We start from the raw sequence: 14,204 nt of genomic DNA, 5'->3' as shown, positions 1-14,204 counted from the left end.
CTTGGGCAACGAAACCCCTCTCGACCGGTTCAAGGCGGTCCTCGGCGGCACGGCGCGCACCATCGCGCAGGAGCCGGAGGTGGAGCTGGCCTTCACCGCCGATGCGCCCGCGCAATCGGGCAAGCATATCCGCGTGCCGATGCCCGGCCGCGCGCTGCCGCCCGAGCAGGTGGCCGAGGCGCGCGGCTTTGCCGATGCCTTCGCGCTGCGGCTGAAGCTGCACGACACCGCGCTCCATGCCCGCGCCGCGCCGACCGAAGCGGTGGCGCGTGCGGTCTATGACGCGGTGGAGACCGCGCGGATCGAGGCGCTGGGCGCGCGGGGCTATGCCGGGATCGGCGACAATCTGGCGCATGCGCTCGACGTGCGGCTGCGCTCCGATCCGATGACGCGGGCGCGCAACCGCGACGAGGTGCCGCTGTCGACCGCGCTCGGGCTGCTGCTGCGCGAGCGGATGACGGGGCGTCCCTCGCCCGCCGAGACCGCGCCCGCGCTGGCGCTGGTCCGCGACTGGCTGGAGGGGGCGACCGATCTCGACGCGCTGGCGGGCGCGATGGACGATCAGAAGAGGTTCCAGACGCTGGCCGCGCGCATGCTCGCCGACCTCGAACTCGCCGAGCCCCCCGCCGAGCCCGAACAGGCCGATGAGGGCGGCGACGACCAGGAGGGCGAGGACCAGCAGAATGAGGACGAAAGCGACGATCAGGACGACGAACAGGGCCAGGGCGAAGGCGAGGTAGAAGCCCGCGCCGAGAAGCGCGACTCGGACAGCGAGGACGGCGAATCGCAGGAGCAGAGCCAGGATTCGCTCGACGATCTCGACGGCGAACCCGGCGAGGATGGCGACGAAGGCAGCCAGCCGACCCGCCCCAATCGCCCGATGAACGATCTGGCGTCGCAATTCGACTATAAGCCCTGGACCACCCAATATGACGAGGTGATCGCGGCGGGCGAGCTGTGCGACGCCGACGAGCTGGCGCGGCTTCGCGGCTATCTCGACCAGCAGCTGGCGCATCTGCAATCGGCGGTGTCGAAGCTGGCCAACCGGCTGCAACGCCGGTTGATGGCGCAACAGTCGCGATCGTGGGACTTCGACCAGGAAGAGGGGATTCTCGACGCGGCGCGGCTGGCGCGCGTGGTGGTCAATCCCGGCCAGTCGTTGTCCTACAAGATCGAGCGCGACACCGATTTCCGCGATACCGTCGTCACCCTGCTGATCGACAATTCGGGCTCGATGCGCGGACGGCCGATCGGCATCGCGGCCATCTCCGCCGACATCCTCGCGCGCACGCTGGAGCGGTGCGGGGTGAAGACCGAGATTCTCGGCTTCACCACCCGTGCGTGGAAGGGCGGGCAGAGCCGCGAAACCTGGCTGGCCGCCGGGCGCCCGCCACAGCCGGGGCGGCTGAACGACATTCGCCACATCGTCTACAAGCAAGCCGACGAGCCGTGGCGGCGCGCGCGCAACAATCTCGGCCTGATGATGCGCGAGGGGCTGCTCAAGGAGAATATCGACGGCGAGGCGCTGATGTGGGCGCATAGCCGCCTGGTCGCGCGGCCCGAGGAGCGGCGCATCCTGATGGTCATCTCCGACGGCGCGCCGGTCGACGACTCGACGCTGTCGGTCAATTCGGGCAGCTATCTGGAGCGGCATCTGCGCCAGGTGATCGGCTGGATCGAGAGCAAGAGCCCGGTCGAGCTGGTCGCGATCGGCATCGGCCATGACGTGACCCGCTATTACGCCCGCGCGGTGACGATCATGGACGCCGAGCAGCTGGGCGGCACGATCATCGAGCAGCTGGCCAGCCTGTTCGACACCCCGTGAGCCGGATCGCGCCCCCGGCGGAGGGTTTCGTCGGGCCGGTCAAACGCTCGATCACGATCGCGGGCCACGCGACCTCGATCAGCTTGGAGCCGGTCTTCTGGACCGCGCTGGAAGAGGCGGCGGTGGCGCATGCCCTGCCGCTGTCCGCGCTGGTGGCGGAGATCGACGCGCTGCGGATCGGCGCGGAGGATCCCCCCAATCTGGCGAGCGCGATCCGGTCCTGGCTGTTCCTGCGGCGGTGATCGGGTTCGCGAAGGGGCGGAGCTGGGCGTGGTCGACAAGCCACGGATGAGTATTGCCCCTGGGGCGAGGACGGGGCGTGGGCTTCGACTTCGCTCAGCCTGAACGGAGGGGGGGACTTATACCAGCCGAACCTTTGGCATGACCGGGGCAAGATCGCCTCTGGCACCGACAATACCCCCATCCCCTCCCCCCGTTCGGCCTGAGCGAAGTCGAAGGCCATGGGATGACGGTTGCCCCCGGGGCAAAGGACCAGGCGCGGGCTTCGACTTCGCTCAGCCTGAACGGAGGAGGACTTACGCCAGCCGAACCCTTGGCATGACCGGGGCAAGATCGCCTCCGGCACCGACAATACCCCCATCCCTCCCTCCGTTCAGCCTGAGCGAAGTCGAAGGCCATGGGATGACGGTTGCCCCCGGGGCGAAGGACGGGGCGTGGGCTTCGACTGCGCTCAGCCTGAACGGAGGGGTGGACTTATACCAGCCGAACCCTTGGCATAACTGGGGCAAGATCGCTTCCGGCACCGATCATGCTCCCATTCCCTCCGCCCCGTTCGGCCTGAGCGAAGTCGAAGGCCATGGGATGACGGTTGCCCCCTGGAGCAAAGGACCAGGCGCGGGCTTCGACGTCGCTCAGCCCGAGCGGAGGTGGGGGAAGACCCCCCTCCCCAATTGACGCCGCCGCCCGGCTCCGGCAGGGCGCGCCGTCTGTTTCGGGGTATGTGTGGCCGGCATTACGCATCGCGACCGGGGATTGCGGGTCCATCGCTGGCTGGGGCTGGTGAGCGGGCTGTTCGCGGTCGCGCTGGCGCTGTCCGGCGTGATCCTGGCCTGTGCGCCGCTGATCGAGCGGATCGCCGCGCCGGACCGATACCGGATCAGCGGCGAAACCCGGATCGCCGCACAGGCCTATAGCGACGCCGCATCTCGCCGCCTGCGCCCCGGCGAGCGGATCGCCACGCTGGCGCTCGGCGAGGGATCCGCGCCGGTCGTCGTGACGCTCGACCGGGTGGGCGACCGCGCGCAGCGCCAGCTATTCCTCGACCCGCCGACCGCGCATATCCTCGCCAGCGGCTGGCGCGACGGCGGGGTGATCGGCGCGCTCCGGCGCCTGCATGACGGGCTTTTCCTGGCGGGGGCGGGGCGATGGATCGTGGGGATCGCCGGGATCGCCATCGTCCTGACCGGACTGAGCGGGTTCTGGGCAGCGTTGGCCCGCAAACGGCCCGCCAGGCGCTCTGGCCGGAGAGGCGACGCCGTCAGGACCTGGCATCGGGGGATCGGATTCTGGTCGGCGGTCCCAGTGCTGGCCATGACCGTCAGCGGCATCGCGCTCGCCTTGTCCGGTACGGCCACCGCGCCGCGCCCCGCGCCGCCGGTCGCCCGCCCCGCCCTGCCCGTCGCGCGGGTGGTCGCCAGCGCGCAGCGCTGGTCTCGAGGGTCGCTATCGGCGATCGACTGGCCGACCGAACGCTCGGCGGACTGGACCTTGTATTTCGCGGGGTCCGCGCCCGGCATCGTCAAGGTCGCCGATGACAGCGTCGGGGCGGTCGCCGCGCCGGGTCATGCCGCGCCGGTGATGCTGTCCTGGGCGCGCCGCCTGCATGATGGTCGCACCATGTCCTGGGCCGGGCGCGCGCTGGCGGTGCTGGTCGGCCTGCTGGCGCTGGGAACCGCGGCGACCGGGCTGATCGCCTGGACGCGGCGTCCGAAGGTCAGACCCGCTCGACGCTGAGCAGGTCGGTCGCGTCGAGGCCGAGCAGGTCGATATGGTCGCGGATGCGCGGCCATTGCACCGCCAGGAAGCTCTCGCGCTCGGCGGCGCGCAGCCGGTCGGCGGCCCCCGGCATCACGAACATGCCGACGCCGCGCCGCACCTCGACATAGCCGTCGTCCTGAAAGCTCTGATAGGCCTTGGCGACCGTCAGGGGGTTCGCCCCCTGGTCCGCCGCCAGCGCGCGGACCGATGGAAGCTGGTCCCCGGTCCGGTAGGTGCCGTTGAGAATGCCCGCCGCGATCGTCCCGCGCAGGCGGATGTAAACCGGGCTGTCGTCGCCGCTAAGAGCTGTCATGCCAAGTTAATACAGCAACGCCTCGGGAAAGTCGAGGGGCTATGGTGACAACGTTTGCACGATCGTCGCGGCAGCGGCTCGGCCTATCCGCCCCAGGTCGACACGATCCGCGCCATGTCCGGGCGCGGCCGTTCGTCGAGCGGGCGTCCGGGCGTGCCGAGGAAGACGAACCCGACGATCCGCTCGGGCGCGGCGCCGAATGCGTCGCGCACCGCATCGGAAAAGGCGGGCCAGCCGGTCAGCCAGCCCCCGGCATAGCCCATGGCATGCGCGGCATGGAGCAGGTTCATGCACGCCGCCCCCGCCGACAATTCCTGTTCCCACAGCGGGATGTGGCTTTCGGTGCGGGGAGAGGACAGGACGACGACCAGCGAGGGCGCCTGATGTGCGAACTGGTCCAGCGCGGCGATCTCGGTCGCACTCGCCTGCGGCCGTTCGGCGCGGTACGCCGTCGTGATGACCTCTGCCAGTCGGCCGCGCGCCTCCGTCGGCACGATCACGAAGCGCCACGGCGCCAGCTTGCCGTGATCGGGGGTGCGCGCGGCGATGGTCAGCATCTCGGCCAGCTGGGCGGCGTCCGGCCCCGGCGCGACCAGATCGCGCGGCTTGCCCGAGCGGCGCGTCGCCAGCAGCGAAAGCGGGGTCGTACGGTCGTTGAACACCATGTCGGAGGAGGAATCGCTCATGGGTTCGATCCTTACGGCGTCGCGCATGATATTTACAGTCGCGGCTTTGCCGCTAGGTTACCGAACCATTACGCCCCAGCGTGCCGACCGGCGCGCGGGGCGATTTCGATGGAGTAAACGCCGGCATGGCGACTGCGTATGAGGCCGCCGCGCGCGGCAAGACGGTTTTGGGGCATCCCCGAGGCCTGTTCCTGTTGTTCTTCACCGAAATGTGGGAGCGTTTTTCCTTCTACGGGATGCGCGCCATCCTGGTCTTCTACCTGACCAAGCATTTCCTGTTCACCGACGAACCGGCCTTCGGCATCTACGCCGCCTATATGTCGCTGGTCTATTTCACGCCGGTGATCGGCGGTTATCTGGCCGACCGCTATCTGGGGGCCAGACGCGCGGTGCTGGCGGGCGGCATCTTCATCGCCTTCGGCCATTTGCTGATCGCGGTGATGGAAGGGCCGCAGGGCGCGCAAGGCGTCTATCTGGAGGGCTTCTATCTGGCGCTGGCCGCGATCGTGATCGGCACCGGCTTCCTCAAGGCCAATATCTCGGTGCTGGTCGGGCAACTCTATGCCCGCGACGACATGCGGCGCGATCCAGCCTTCTCGATCTTCTATATGGGGATCAACGGCGGCGGCGCGCTGGGGCCGATCGTGTGCGGCGTGCTGGGCGAGACGGTGGGCTGGGCCTATGGCTTCGGCGCGGCGGGCATCGGCATGTTGCTGGGCCTGGTCGCCTTTATCGGGCTGAAGCGCGAGCTCCACGGCGCGGGTGAAGCGCCCTCGCTGCCCGTATTGCGCGCGCCGGTCGTGGCCGGTCTGTCGCGCGAATGGCTGATCTATCTGGGCGCGATCGTGGCGACGCTGGTGACGTGGCAGCTGATCCGGCATCAGGATGCGGTCGGCACGCTGCTGATCGTGTTCAGCATCGGCACGGTGGGCTTCATCCTGTGGCGGGCGGTGTTCACCCTGGGCAAGATCGATCGCGACCGTATCCTGGCCGCGCTGTTCCTGATCGCGCTGTGCCCGCTCTTCTGGGCACTGTTCGAACAGGCGGGCTCCTCGCTCAACGTCTATACCGACCGCTCGGTCGATCGCAGCCTGCTCGGCTGGACGATCCCGGCCTCCGCCTTCCAGTCGGTCAACTCGATCTTCATCATCCTGCTGGCCCCGGTCTTCGCGGCGGTCTGGACCCTGCTCGCCAAGCGGGGATGGGAGCCGAGCGCGCCGTTCAAGTTCGGCATCGGGCTGGTCGGCGTGGGCGCGGGCTTTCTGGTCCTGGTGGCGGGGGCCGCGCTATATGCCGGGGCGCCGACGCCGGTGATCTTCGTCATCCTCGTCTATCTGATCCACACCATGGCCGAGCTGTGCTTCTCGCCGGTCGGGCTGTCGGCGATGACGCGGCTGTCGCTGCCCAGCATGACCGGGCTGATGATGGGCACCTGGTTCCTGGCGACGGCGGCGGGCAATTTCATCGCCGGACTGATCGCACAGGCGACCGGCGGCGAGGGCGCGGGGCCGGACAAGGTGCTCGACGTCTATACGCGGATCGGCTGGTTCTCGATCGGGATCGGCGTCGTCGTGCTGGTCGTGTCGCCCTTCATCGCCAGGCTGATGCACCTCGACCTGCTGAAGGCCGATGCCGCACTGGCGGGCGACAAGGAACTGGCCGAACCGGCGGCGGCGGGCGTCGATACGCGGCTGGAGCAGAAGCCGCTGTGAACCAAATGGGGCGGTTCGGGATGACCCAGCCGCCCCTTTTTTCCCTACCCCCTTTGCTCTTCCGATCACCCCCACCTCCGTTCGCACTGAGCGAAGTCGAAGTGCACGGGATGACGCCTGCGGACAGGCCGGGGCGTGGGCTTCGACTTCGCTCAGCCTGAACGGAGGTTCGGGGGTATTGCTCCGGCGAGCGGCTCAGAGACGCGTCATCGCCATCGCCCGCTCGCCATAACGCGGCCCCGCCGTGCCGCCCAGCGGAGCCGCTTCGTCCAGCGTCGCCAGTTCCCCGGCCGAGAGCGTCAGTTCGGCCGCCTTCATCGAATCCTCCAGCGTCACGCGCCGCTTGGAGCCGGGGATCGGCACGATGTCGTCGCCCTGCGCCAGCAGCCAGGCCAGCGCCACCTGCGCGGCACTCGCGTCATGCGCGGCGGCGATGGACTTCACCACCTCGACCAGTGCCATGTTCCGGTCGAAATTCTCCTCTGAATAGCGAGGATCGTTCCGCCGATAATCGCCCTCGGGCAAATCCTCGCGCCGGGTGATCTGCCCGGTCAGGAAACCGCGCCCCAACGGGCTGTACGGCACGAAGCCGATGCCCAGTTCGCGCACCACGGGCAGGATGTCGGCCTCGACATCGCGTTCCCACAGCGAATATTCCGACTGGACCGCCGCGATCGGGTGGACGGCGGCGGCGCGGCGGATCGTCTCGGCGCTGGCCTCGGACAGGCCCAGCCGCCGGACCTTGCCCTGTTCGACCAGCCGCCCCATCGCCCCGATCGTGTCCTCGATGGGGACATTGGGATCGACCCGGTGCTGGTAGAACAGGTCGATCGTCTCGACGCCCAGCCGCCTGAGCGAGCCCTCGCACGCGCGCTGGACATTGGCGGGGGTGGAATCGACCCCGGTCATGCCGTTCTCGTCATAGCGGAAGCCGAACTTGGTCGCGATCACCACGGCGTCGCGCTGGCCGCGAATGGCGCGGCCGACCAGTTCCTCATTGACCAGCGGGCCATAGATTTCGGCGGTGTCGAACAGGGTCACGCCCAGTTCGATCGCGCGGTGGATGGTCGCGATGCTCTCCGCCTCGTCCGCCTCGCCGTACATGTTCCGGCCGACACCGGCCATCGGCATGCAGCCGAGACCCAGCGCGGAAACCTCGAATTCGGGGCCGAGCGTGCGGTATTTCATGGGGTGTCCTCGTTGATGGTGCGGCTGGCTCGGGAAACGGTCGCGGTGGCGGCAAGGTCCATGCTGACATTGCCGAGCGTCCGGAAGATGTCGGGAATCGTCTCCACCGCGATCAACAGCCCCAAAGGTGCGGCGGGCACCCCCAGCGCGACGCAGACCGGCGCGATCGAGGCGAAGAAGGTGATCTGCGACGGCAGGCTCGCCGAGCCCAGCGAGCACAGGATCGCCACGACCACGGCGGCCGCGACCGAGGCCATGCCGGGCACGATCCCGAACCAGTCGGCGATATAGAGCGCGACCGCGACGTTCATCGCGGGCTGGGTCGCGCGGAACATCGCCACCGCCATCGGCAGGACCAGGCTGGCGGTGCCCGGTGCGATGCGCAGCACCTTGGTCCCCTCGACCATCGCGGGCAGGCTGGCGAGCGAGGATTGGGTGGAGATCGCCACCGCCTGCGCCGGGGCCAGCGCGCGGGCGAAGCGCGCCAGCGGCACCCGCGCGCCCAGCATCGCCACGCCGTAAGCCATCAGCATGACGATCACCCCCACGCTGGCGATGATCGCGATATAATGGGCCAGCGCCCCGAACGCGCCCCCGCCCGCGCTCGCCCCGACGACGAAGGCCAGCGCGAACACGCCCAGCGGCGCCAGCCACAGCACCCATCCGATCAGGACCAGCATCGCATCGCGGATCGCGGTGAAGAATCGCAGCAGCAGCGCGCGCCCCTCACCCTCGATCCGGGTGATCGCAAAGGCGAAGGCCAGCGTGAACAGGATCAGCGACAGCAGCGCATTGTTGGTGGCGGCGGCGAAGATGTTGGTCGGCACAATGCCGGTCACGAACTCGGCGATGGGCGGCGGGGCGGCGACCGGCTCCGCATGGCCCAGCGCCGCCTTCAGCGCCTCCGCCGCGTCGCGCGGGATCGGCACCGCGTGCAGCAGCGCGGGCGTGACGACGGCGGCCATCGTCGCGGTCAGCGTGACCAGGATCAGGAAGGTCAGGATCGCCCGCGCGGCGATCCGCCCGGCCTGCGCCGCCTCGGCGGTGGCGGTCACGCCGGTGATCAGCAGCGTGACGACCAGCGGGATGACCGTCATCTGCAACCCGTTCAGCCACAGCGTGCCGACCGGCCGCGCGACCGCGACACCCGCTTGCGCCACCCCGGGCGAGGCCGCCGCCAGCCCCACCCCCGCCAACAGACCGGCGGCCAGACACAATAGGATCAGCGTGGCTCGGGACATGAAGGGCCCTCGGTTCCTTTGAGCTTTTGGAAAGGTCACGCTAAACGGGGCGCGACCGCATGGTGCTTCCTCTTAATCCGGCAGGGACTTGGCCGCATGGCAAGAAAATATTTCGGCACTGATGGCATTCGCGGCGCGACCAACGGCGCGGTGATGACCGCCGAGATGGCGATGAAGGTCGGCATGGCGGCCGGTGCCTATTTCCAGCGCGGCGATCACCGCCACCGCGTCGTGATCGGCAAGGATACCCGCCTGTCGGGCTATATGCTCGAATCGGCGCTGGTCGCGGGCTTCACCAGCGTCGGCATGGACGTGGTGATGCTCGGGCCGCTGCCCACGCCCGCGGTCGCGATGCTGACCCATTCGATGCGTGCCGATATCGGCGTGATGATCTCGGCCAGCCACAATCCCTTTGCCGACAATGGCATCAAGCTGTTCGGCCCCGATGGCTATAAGCTGTCCGACGAGGCCGAGGAATCGATCGAGGACCTGATCGAGCAGAATGTCCCGCTGGTCCCCTCGGGCAAGATCGGCCGCGCGCGCCGGGTCGACGACGCCGCCGGGCGCTATATCCACTTCGCCAAGTCGACCTTCCCGCAGGCGCTTCGCCTGGACGGCCTGCGTGTCGTGATCGACTGCGCGAACGGCGCGGCGTACAAGGTCGCCCCCGCCGCCCTGTGGGAACTGGGCGCGGATGTGGTCGCGATCGGCGTGACCCCCAATGGCACCAACATCAATGACGGCGTCGGCTCGACCGCGCCGCAGACGCTGGCCGAGACGGTAGTGGCGAGCGGCGCGGACATCGGCATTGCCCTCGACGGAGATGCCGACCGCCTCATCATTGTCGACGAGACCGGCGCGGTGGTCGATGGCGACCAGCTGATGGCGATGATCGCGACCAGCTATGCCCGCGAAGGGCGGCTGGCGGGCGGCGGCCTGGTCGCCACCGTCATGTCGAATCTGGGGCTGGAGCGGCACCTGGCAGCGCAGGGGCTGGGCCTGATCCGCACCAAGGTGGGCGACCGTCATGTGCTCGAGGCGATGCGCACGCGCGGTTACAATGTCGGCGGCGAGCAGTCGGGGCATATCATCCTGTCCGACTATGCCCGCACCGGCGACGGGCTGGTCGCCGCGCTCCAGGTGCTGGCCGAGCTGAAGCGCGCGGGCGCGCCCGCCAGCGAGGTGCTGCACCGCTTCGATCCCCTCCCCCAGCTCCTGAAGAATGTCCGCTTCGCGGGCGGCAAGCCGCTGGAGCATGAGAAGGTGCAGGGCGTCATCGCCGCCGCCGAGGCCGAGCTGGCCGGGCGCGGTCGCCTGGTCATCCGCCCCTCGGGCACCGAGCCGGTCATCCGCGTGATGGCCGAGGGCGAGGACAAGCGTCAGGTGGAGACTCTGGTGGACCGGATCTGCGACGTGGTGCGCGAGGTGGCCGCCTGATGCTGGAGATGCGCCCCGATTGCGAGCGCTGCGGCGCGGACCTGCCCCCCAGCCAGGGCGGCGCGTTCATTTGCTCGCTGGAGACGACCTTCTGCGCCGAATGCGCCGACGAGCTGGACGAGATCTGCCCCGATTGCGGCGGCGAGCTGCTCGACCGGCCGACCCGCATGGGCCGCGTGCTGAAGGCCAATCCCGCCTCGACGCAAGGCCGTTTTCGCGGCTGACCTCGACCCCGCGTGCCCGCCGCTCTATGCGGGCCTCATCACTTTGAAGGAGTTTCCATGCCCCAGCTCGTCCTGATCCGCCACGGCCAGTCCGCCTGGAATCTCGAGAACCGCTTCACCGGCTGGTGGGATGTCGACGTGACCGCGCAGGGTGCGGCCGAAGCGCGCGCGGCGGGTGCGATGATGGCCGAGAAGGGCCTCGACTTCGACCTGACCTTCACCAGCCTTCAGACCCGCGCGATCAAGACGCTGAACCTGGCGCTGGAAACGATGGGCCGCCTCTGGCTGCCGACCGAGAAGCATTGGCGGCTGAACGAGCGGCATTATGGCGGGCTGACCGGCCTCGACAAGGCGGAGACGGCGGCCAAGCATGGCGACGAGCAGGTCAAGATCTGGCGCCGCAGCTTCGACGTGCCCCCGCCCCCGGCGGATGCGGGCGGCGAGTTCGACGTGTCGGGCGACCGCCGCTATGCGGGTATCGACGTGCCGCAGACCGAGAGCCTGAAGGACACGATCGCGCGCGTCCTGCCCTATTGGGACGAGCGCATCGCGCCCGCGCTGCGCGACGGCAACCGCGTGCTGATCTCGGCGCACGGCAACTCGCTGCGCGCGCTGGTCAAGCATCTGTCGAACATTCCGGACGACGAGATCACCGGCCTGGAAATCCCGACCGCGCAGCCGATCGTCTATGAACTGGCCGACGACCTGACCCCGACCGACCGTTATTATCTGTCGGAGCGGTAAGCGATCGGGAGACGGGGCGGTCTGACGTGCGACCGCCTCGCGCCCCGACCTCTTCGCGCCATCGCGGCTTCGCGTGATCATTTGATTTCACGCGAAGCCGCGAAGACGCGAAGACACGAAGATTTTTGTTCGCGCGGAGGCGCGGAGATTTGGTCCGCGCAGCAGGTCTATTGTTCCCATCGGAGCCTGCCATCGTCTTCCGTTCGACAGGGAGGGCTACGCGGCGGCCCATACCGACACCTCCGCGTCTCCGCGTCTCCGCGCGAACCAAACTCCATCCTCCGTTCAGGCTGAGCGAAGTCGAAGCCCACGCCCAGACGCTCCGGCAAAATCGCCCACCACCATGCCCGAACGCATACGGAAACTTGCCCCCCTCGTCCCGTCCCGCTAGGCAGCCCGCTTCCCCGGCAACGGGGCCAAAGGGGCTAAGGCGGAACAGCGGATATGACGTCGGTCGGGATCATCATGGGGTCCACTTCGGACTGGGAAACCATGCGGCATGCCGCCGAGACGCTGGAGGCGCTGGGCGTGGCGCATGAGACCCGCGTCGTCTCCGCGCATCGCACGCCGCAGCGCCTGTACGATTACGCCACCACCGCCGCCGATCGCGGGATCAAGGTCATTATCGCGGGCGCGGGCGGCGCGGCGCACCTCCCCGGCATGGCCGCGTCGATGACCCATCTGCCGGTGCTGGGCGTGCCGGTCGAGTCCAAGGCGCTGAAGGGCATGGATAGCCTGCTCTCGATCGTCCAGATGCCCGGCGGCGTGCCCGTAGGCACGCTGGCCATCGGCAAGGCGGGTGCGATCAATGCGGGCCTGCTGGCCGCCTCGATCCTGTCGCTGTCCGACGAAGACCTAGCCGAGCGTCTGAAGGACTGGCGTCAGCGCCAGACCGACGGCGTCGCCAACGATCCGCAAGGGTAAGCCGATGCTGAAGCCGGGTTCGACGATCGGGATTCTGGGTGGCGGCCAGCTGGGCCGGATGCTGGCGGTGGCGGCCGCGCAACTGGGGTATCGCACCCATGTGCTGGCCCCCGACGAGGAAAGCGTCGCGGCACAGACCGCGTCCGCGCTGACCCGCGCCGATTATCACAACACCGTCGTGCTCGCCGACTTCGCCGCCGCCTGCGACGTCGTCACCTATGAGTTCGAGAATGTCGACGTGACGCCGGTCGAATGGCTGGCCGAGCGGCTGCCCGTCCACCCCGCGCCCGCCGCGCTGCGCGTCGCGCAGGATCGGATCGCCGAGAAGAGCTTCGTCGAGAAGGTCGGCGGCCGCCCCGCCCCCTGGGCGCCGGTGAACTGTGCCGCCGACCTGACCGCCGCGCTGGAGCGGATCGGCTGTCCCGCGATCCTGAAGACCACGCGCTTCGGCTATGACGGCAAGGGCCAGGCGCTGATCCGCGAGATGGCCGATGCCCCCGCCGCCTGGGAAGCGATTGGCGGCCCCGCCGTGCTGGAGGGGTTCATCCATTTCAGCCACGAATTCTCGATCCTGGTGGCGCGCGGGACCGACGGCACGACCGTCCGCTACGACCCGCCGCACAATATCCACCGCGACGCGATCCTGCGCACCTCCACCCTGCCCGCGCCGCCCGAGATCGTGGCGCAGGCCGAGGAAGCGACCGCGCTCGCCATCCGCATTGCCGAGCAGCTGGGCTATGTCGGCGTGCTGGCCTGCGAGTTCTTCGCGACCGAGAACGGCCCTGTGTTCAACGAGATGGCCCCGCGCGTCCACAATTCGGGCCATTGGACGATCGAGGGCGCCGAAACCTCGCAGTTCGAGAATCATATCCGCGCGATCTGCGGCCTGCCGCTGGGCGACACGTCGCTGACGGGTGCGTGGGTGCAGATGGAGAATCTGATCGGCGACGATGCCTGGGACGGCGCGTTCACCGAAAAGGGCACCCATCTCCACCTCTATGGCAAGGCCGAGTCGCGGCCGGGGCGCAAGATGGGGCATATCACGCGCGTGACGCGCTGAGCGGGCGTCACGCTATCGCCGGACGGTGAAGGTCACGGGCACCAGCACCTGCGCCTGATAGACCTGATCGCCCTTCATCACCGGCCGAATCCGGAATTGCCGGTAGAGCCCCAGTGCCGCCGCGCCGAAACCGCGCCCCTTGGGACGCTCCGCCGCGATCGAACAGCTTTTGGGCGTTCCCGGCCGGGGCACGTCGCATAGCAGCACCGCGATGCCGCTGACCCCGCCCGCCCAAGCCATTTTGGGAAAGGCTTTGTCGATCAGCTCCTGCGGCGGCTTTTCGATCCATTCGGCAAGCGCGTAGCGGAGCCGTCCTTCGCCCGGACCATCGCCGTCGCCGCGTCCACTGCCGGTGCCGCGCCCCTCGCCACCCGTCCCGCGCCCGCTGGCGATTCCCGTCCCCAGCCCATCCGAAATCGCCGTCCCGACGCGCAAGGCCGGCTCGGCCGCCAATCCCGCCGCCGGGGCGGGCAGGTCGACCATGTCGAACCGGGCAGGCGCGACCGCCGCCGGGGCGGCCTGTCGGGCGGGACGCGCGGGCGCCGGGCGTGGCGATCCGCCCCCGGCGGTCGGACGCGGCACCAGGCTCTCGCGCTTGACCGGGGCGGGTGCGACCGGCGGCGGCGGCACGGGGACGGGCGGAGGCTCCGGCGGGCGGGGCACGTCGAACAGCGTCAGCAGCGGCCGGGCCGGGTCGTCGGTCAGGCGATGCCGGGGCTGTCCCCAGATCAGCAGCGCCAGGATCGCGGCATGGACCGCGACCGTGGCGACGACCGCCACCGATCGCCGCCCATGATCCCGCCGGACCGAAACGCTGTCCCGCATCGCGCTATTCTCCCGGACGGAGGATCA

At 69.2% G+C, this 14,204-nt stretch carries 14 protein-coding genes; 9 read left to right on the top strand and 5 right to left on the bottom strand.

Going from position 1 to position 14,204, the window contains the following annotated elements; all coding sequences use genetic code 11:
- The first annotated feature begins 1 nt into the window (after window position 1).
- The 3 genes from cobT (at window position 2) to QE363_RS03080 (ending at window position 3,799) form a co-directional block, all read left to right on the top strand.
- Entirely contained in the window at window positions 2-1,825 is a 1,824-nt protein-coding gene (cobT, locus tag QE363_RS03090) for a cobaltochelatase subunit CobT (protein ID WP_309691676.1), read from the top strand.
- Entirely contained in the window at window positions 1,822-2,067 is a 246-nt protein-coding gene (locus QE363_RS03085) for a ribbon-helix-helix domain-containing protein (protein WP_309691674.1), read from the top strand. Before cobT ends, QE363_RS03085 begins: the two co-directional genes overlap by 4 nt.
- Window positions 2,068-2,788: 721 nt before the next feature.
- A complete protein-coding gene (locus tag QE363_RS03080; protein ID WP_309691673.1) occupies window positions 2,789-3,799 on the top strand; it encodes a PepSY-associated TM helix domain-containing protein in 1,011 nt (336 codons plus the stop codon).
- On the opposite strand, the gene QE363_RS03075 is transcribed toward QE363_RS03080, so the two are convergent.
- Together QE363_RS03075 and QE363_RS03070 are read right to left on the bottom strand one after the other, a co-directional pair.
- Window positions 3,780-4,136 (bottom strand): GntR family transcriptional regulator, encoded by a 357-nt coding sequence (locus QE363_RS03075; protein ID WP_309691671.1) that lies wholly within the window; start codon window positions 4,134-4,136, stop codon window positions 3,780-3,782. The genes QE363_RS03080 and QE363_RS03075 overlap by 20 nt on opposite strands.
- An 83-nt stretch (window positions 4,137-4,219) precedes the next feature.
- Window positions 4,220-4,798, bottom strand: a complete 579-nt coding sequence (locus QE363_RS03070; RefSeq protein WP_309698072.1) for a nitroreductase — start codon at window positions 4,796-4,798, stop codon at window positions 4,220-4,222.
- Window positions 4,799-4,947: 149 nt separating this feature from the next.
- Between QE363_RS03070 and QE363_RS03065 the strand changes: the two genes are divergently transcribed.
- Window positions 4,948-6,534 (top strand): peptide MFS transporter, encoded by a 1,587-nt coding sequence (locus tag QE363_RS03065; protein ID WP_309691670.1) that lies wholly within the window; start codon window positions 4,948-4,950, stop codon window positions 6,532-6,534.
- A 195-nt stretch (window positions 6,535-6,729) separates the two neighbouring features.
- On the opposite strand, the gene QE363_RS03060 is transcribed toward QE363_RS03065, so the two are convergent.
- Together QE363_RS03060 and QE363_RS03055 are read right to left on the bottom strand one after the other, a co-directional pair.
- On the bottom strand, window positions 6,730-7,722 hold the full coding sequence (locus QE363_RS03060) for an aldo/keto reductase (RefSeq protein ID WP_309691668.1): 993 nt from the start codon (window positions 7,720-7,722) through the stop codon (window positions 6,730-6,732).
- Window positions 7,719-8,963, bottom strand: a complete 1,245-nt coding sequence (locus QE363_RS03055; RefSeq protein WP_309691667.1) for a cation:dicarboxylate symporter family transporter — start codon at window positions 8,961-8,963, stop codon at window positions 7,719-7,721. The genes QE363_RS03060 and QE363_RS03055 overlap by 4 nt, the downstream gene beginning before the upstream one ends.
- Window positions 8,964-9,059: 96 nt before the next feature.
- On the opposite strand from QE363_RS03055, the gene glmM reads away from it, so the two are divergent.
- From glmM to QE363_RS03030, 5 genes are all read left to right on the top strand, one after another.
- Window positions 9,060-10,400 carry a phosphoglucosamine mutase gene (gene glmM, locus QE363_RS03050; protein WP_309691666.1) on the top strand — a complete coding sequence of 447 codons (1,341 nt, stop codon included), beginning with the start codon at window positions 9,060-9,062 and terminating at the stop codon, window positions 10,398-10,400.
- The gene (locus tag QE363_RS03045) at window positions 10,400-10,624 is read left to right on the top strand and encodes a DUF1272 domain-containing protein (protein ID WP_294238197.1); all 225 of its coding nucleotides are present in this window, start codon (window positions 10,400-10,402) and stop codon (window positions 10,622-10,624) included. Before glmM ends, QE363_RS03045 begins: the two co-directional genes overlap by 1 nt.
- Before the next feature lie 57 nt (window positions 10,625-10,681).
- Window positions 10,682-11,368, top strand: a complete 687-nt coding sequence (gpmA, locus tag QE363_RS03040) for a 2,3-diphosphoglycerate-dependent phosphoglycerate mutase (protein ID WP_309691664.1) — start codon at window positions 10,682-10,684, stop codon at window positions 11,366-11,368.
- A gap of 444 nt (window positions 11,369-11,812) precedes the next feature.
- Window positions 11,813-12,292, top strand: a complete 480-nt coding sequence (purE, locus tag QE363_RS03035; RefSeq protein ID WP_309691662.1) for a 5-(carboxyamino)imidazole ribonucleotide mutase — start codon at window positions 11,813-11,815, stop codon at window positions 12,290-12,292.
- 4 nt (window positions 12,293-12,296) lie between these two features.
- Window positions 12,297-13,352, top strand: coding sequence for a 5-(carboxyamino)imidazole ribonucleotide synthase (locus QE363_RS03030; RefSeq protein ID WP_309691660.1), 1,056 nt, complete (start codon window positions 12,297-12,299; stop codon window positions 13,350-13,352).
- Between the two features lie 12 nt (window positions 13,353-13,364).
- Here QE363_RS03030 and QE363_RS03025 read toward each other — a convergent pair whose 3' ends face one another.
- The gene (locus QE363_RS03025) at window positions 13,365-14,177 is read right to left on the bottom strand and encodes an energy transducer TonB (protein WP_309691659.1); all 813 of its coding nucleotides are present in this window, start codon (window positions 14,175-14,177) and stop codon (window positions 13,365-13,367) included.
- Between the last annotated feature and the right edge of the window lie 27 nt (window positions 14,178-14,204).

Origin of the sequence: Sphingomonas sp. SORGH_AS_0870 (genome assembly GCF_031453175.1) — a bacterium.
In the GTDB taxonomy this organism is placed as follows: domain Bacteria; phylum Pseudomonadota; class Alphaproteobacteria; order Sphingomonadales; family Sphingomonadaceae; genus Sphingomonas.
Note: the sequence above shows the minus strand (reverse complement) of the source record. Positions and strands in the feature narration are given on the sequence as shown.

What these genes read in the sequence shown, in the direction of transcription:
- QE363_RS03025 (WP_309691659.1), bottom strand. Translation starts at nt 14,177, where the DNA reads ATGCGGGACAGCGTTTCGGTCCGGCGGGATCATGGGCGGCGATCGGTG.
- glmM (WP_309691666.1), top strand. Translation starts at nt 9,060, where the DNA reads ATGGCAAGAAAATATTTCGGCACTGATGGCATTCGCGGCGCGACCAAC.
- QE363_RS03055 (WP_309691667.1), bottom strand. Translation starts at nt 8,963, where the DNA reads ATGTCCCGAGCCACGCTGATCCTATTGTGTCTGGCCGCCGGTCTGTTG.
- QE363_RS03060 (WP_309691668.1), bottom strand. Translation starts at nt 7,722, where the DNA reads ATGAAATACCGCACGCTCGGCCCCGAATTCGAGGTTTCCGCGCTGGGT.
- QE363_RS03045 (WP_294238197.1), top strand. Translation starts at nt 10,400, where the DNA reads ATGCTGGAGATGCGCCCCGATTGCGAGCGCTGCGGCGCGGACCTGCCC.
- QE363_RS03065 (WP_309691670.1), top strand. Translation starts at nt 4,948, where the DNA reads ATGGCGACTGCGTATGAGGCCGCCGCGCGCGGCAAGACGGTTTTGGGG.
- gpmA (WP_309691664.1), top strand. Translation starts at nt 10,682, where the DNA reads ATGCCCCAGCTCGTCCTGATCCGCCACGGCCAGTCCGCCTGGAATCTC.
- QE363_RS03030 (WP_309691660.1), top strand. Translation starts at nt 12,297, where the DNA reads ATGCTGAAGCCGGGTTCGACGATCGGGATTCTGGGTGGCGGCCAGCTG.
- QE363_RS03075 (WP_309691671.1), bottom strand. Translation starts at nt 4,136, where the DNA reads ATGACAGCTCTTAGCGGCGACGACAGCCCGGTTTACATCCGCCTGCGC.
- purE (WP_309691662.1), top strand. Translation starts at nt 11,813, where the DNA reads ATGACGTCGGTCGGGATCATCATGGGGTCCACTTCGGACTGGGAAACC.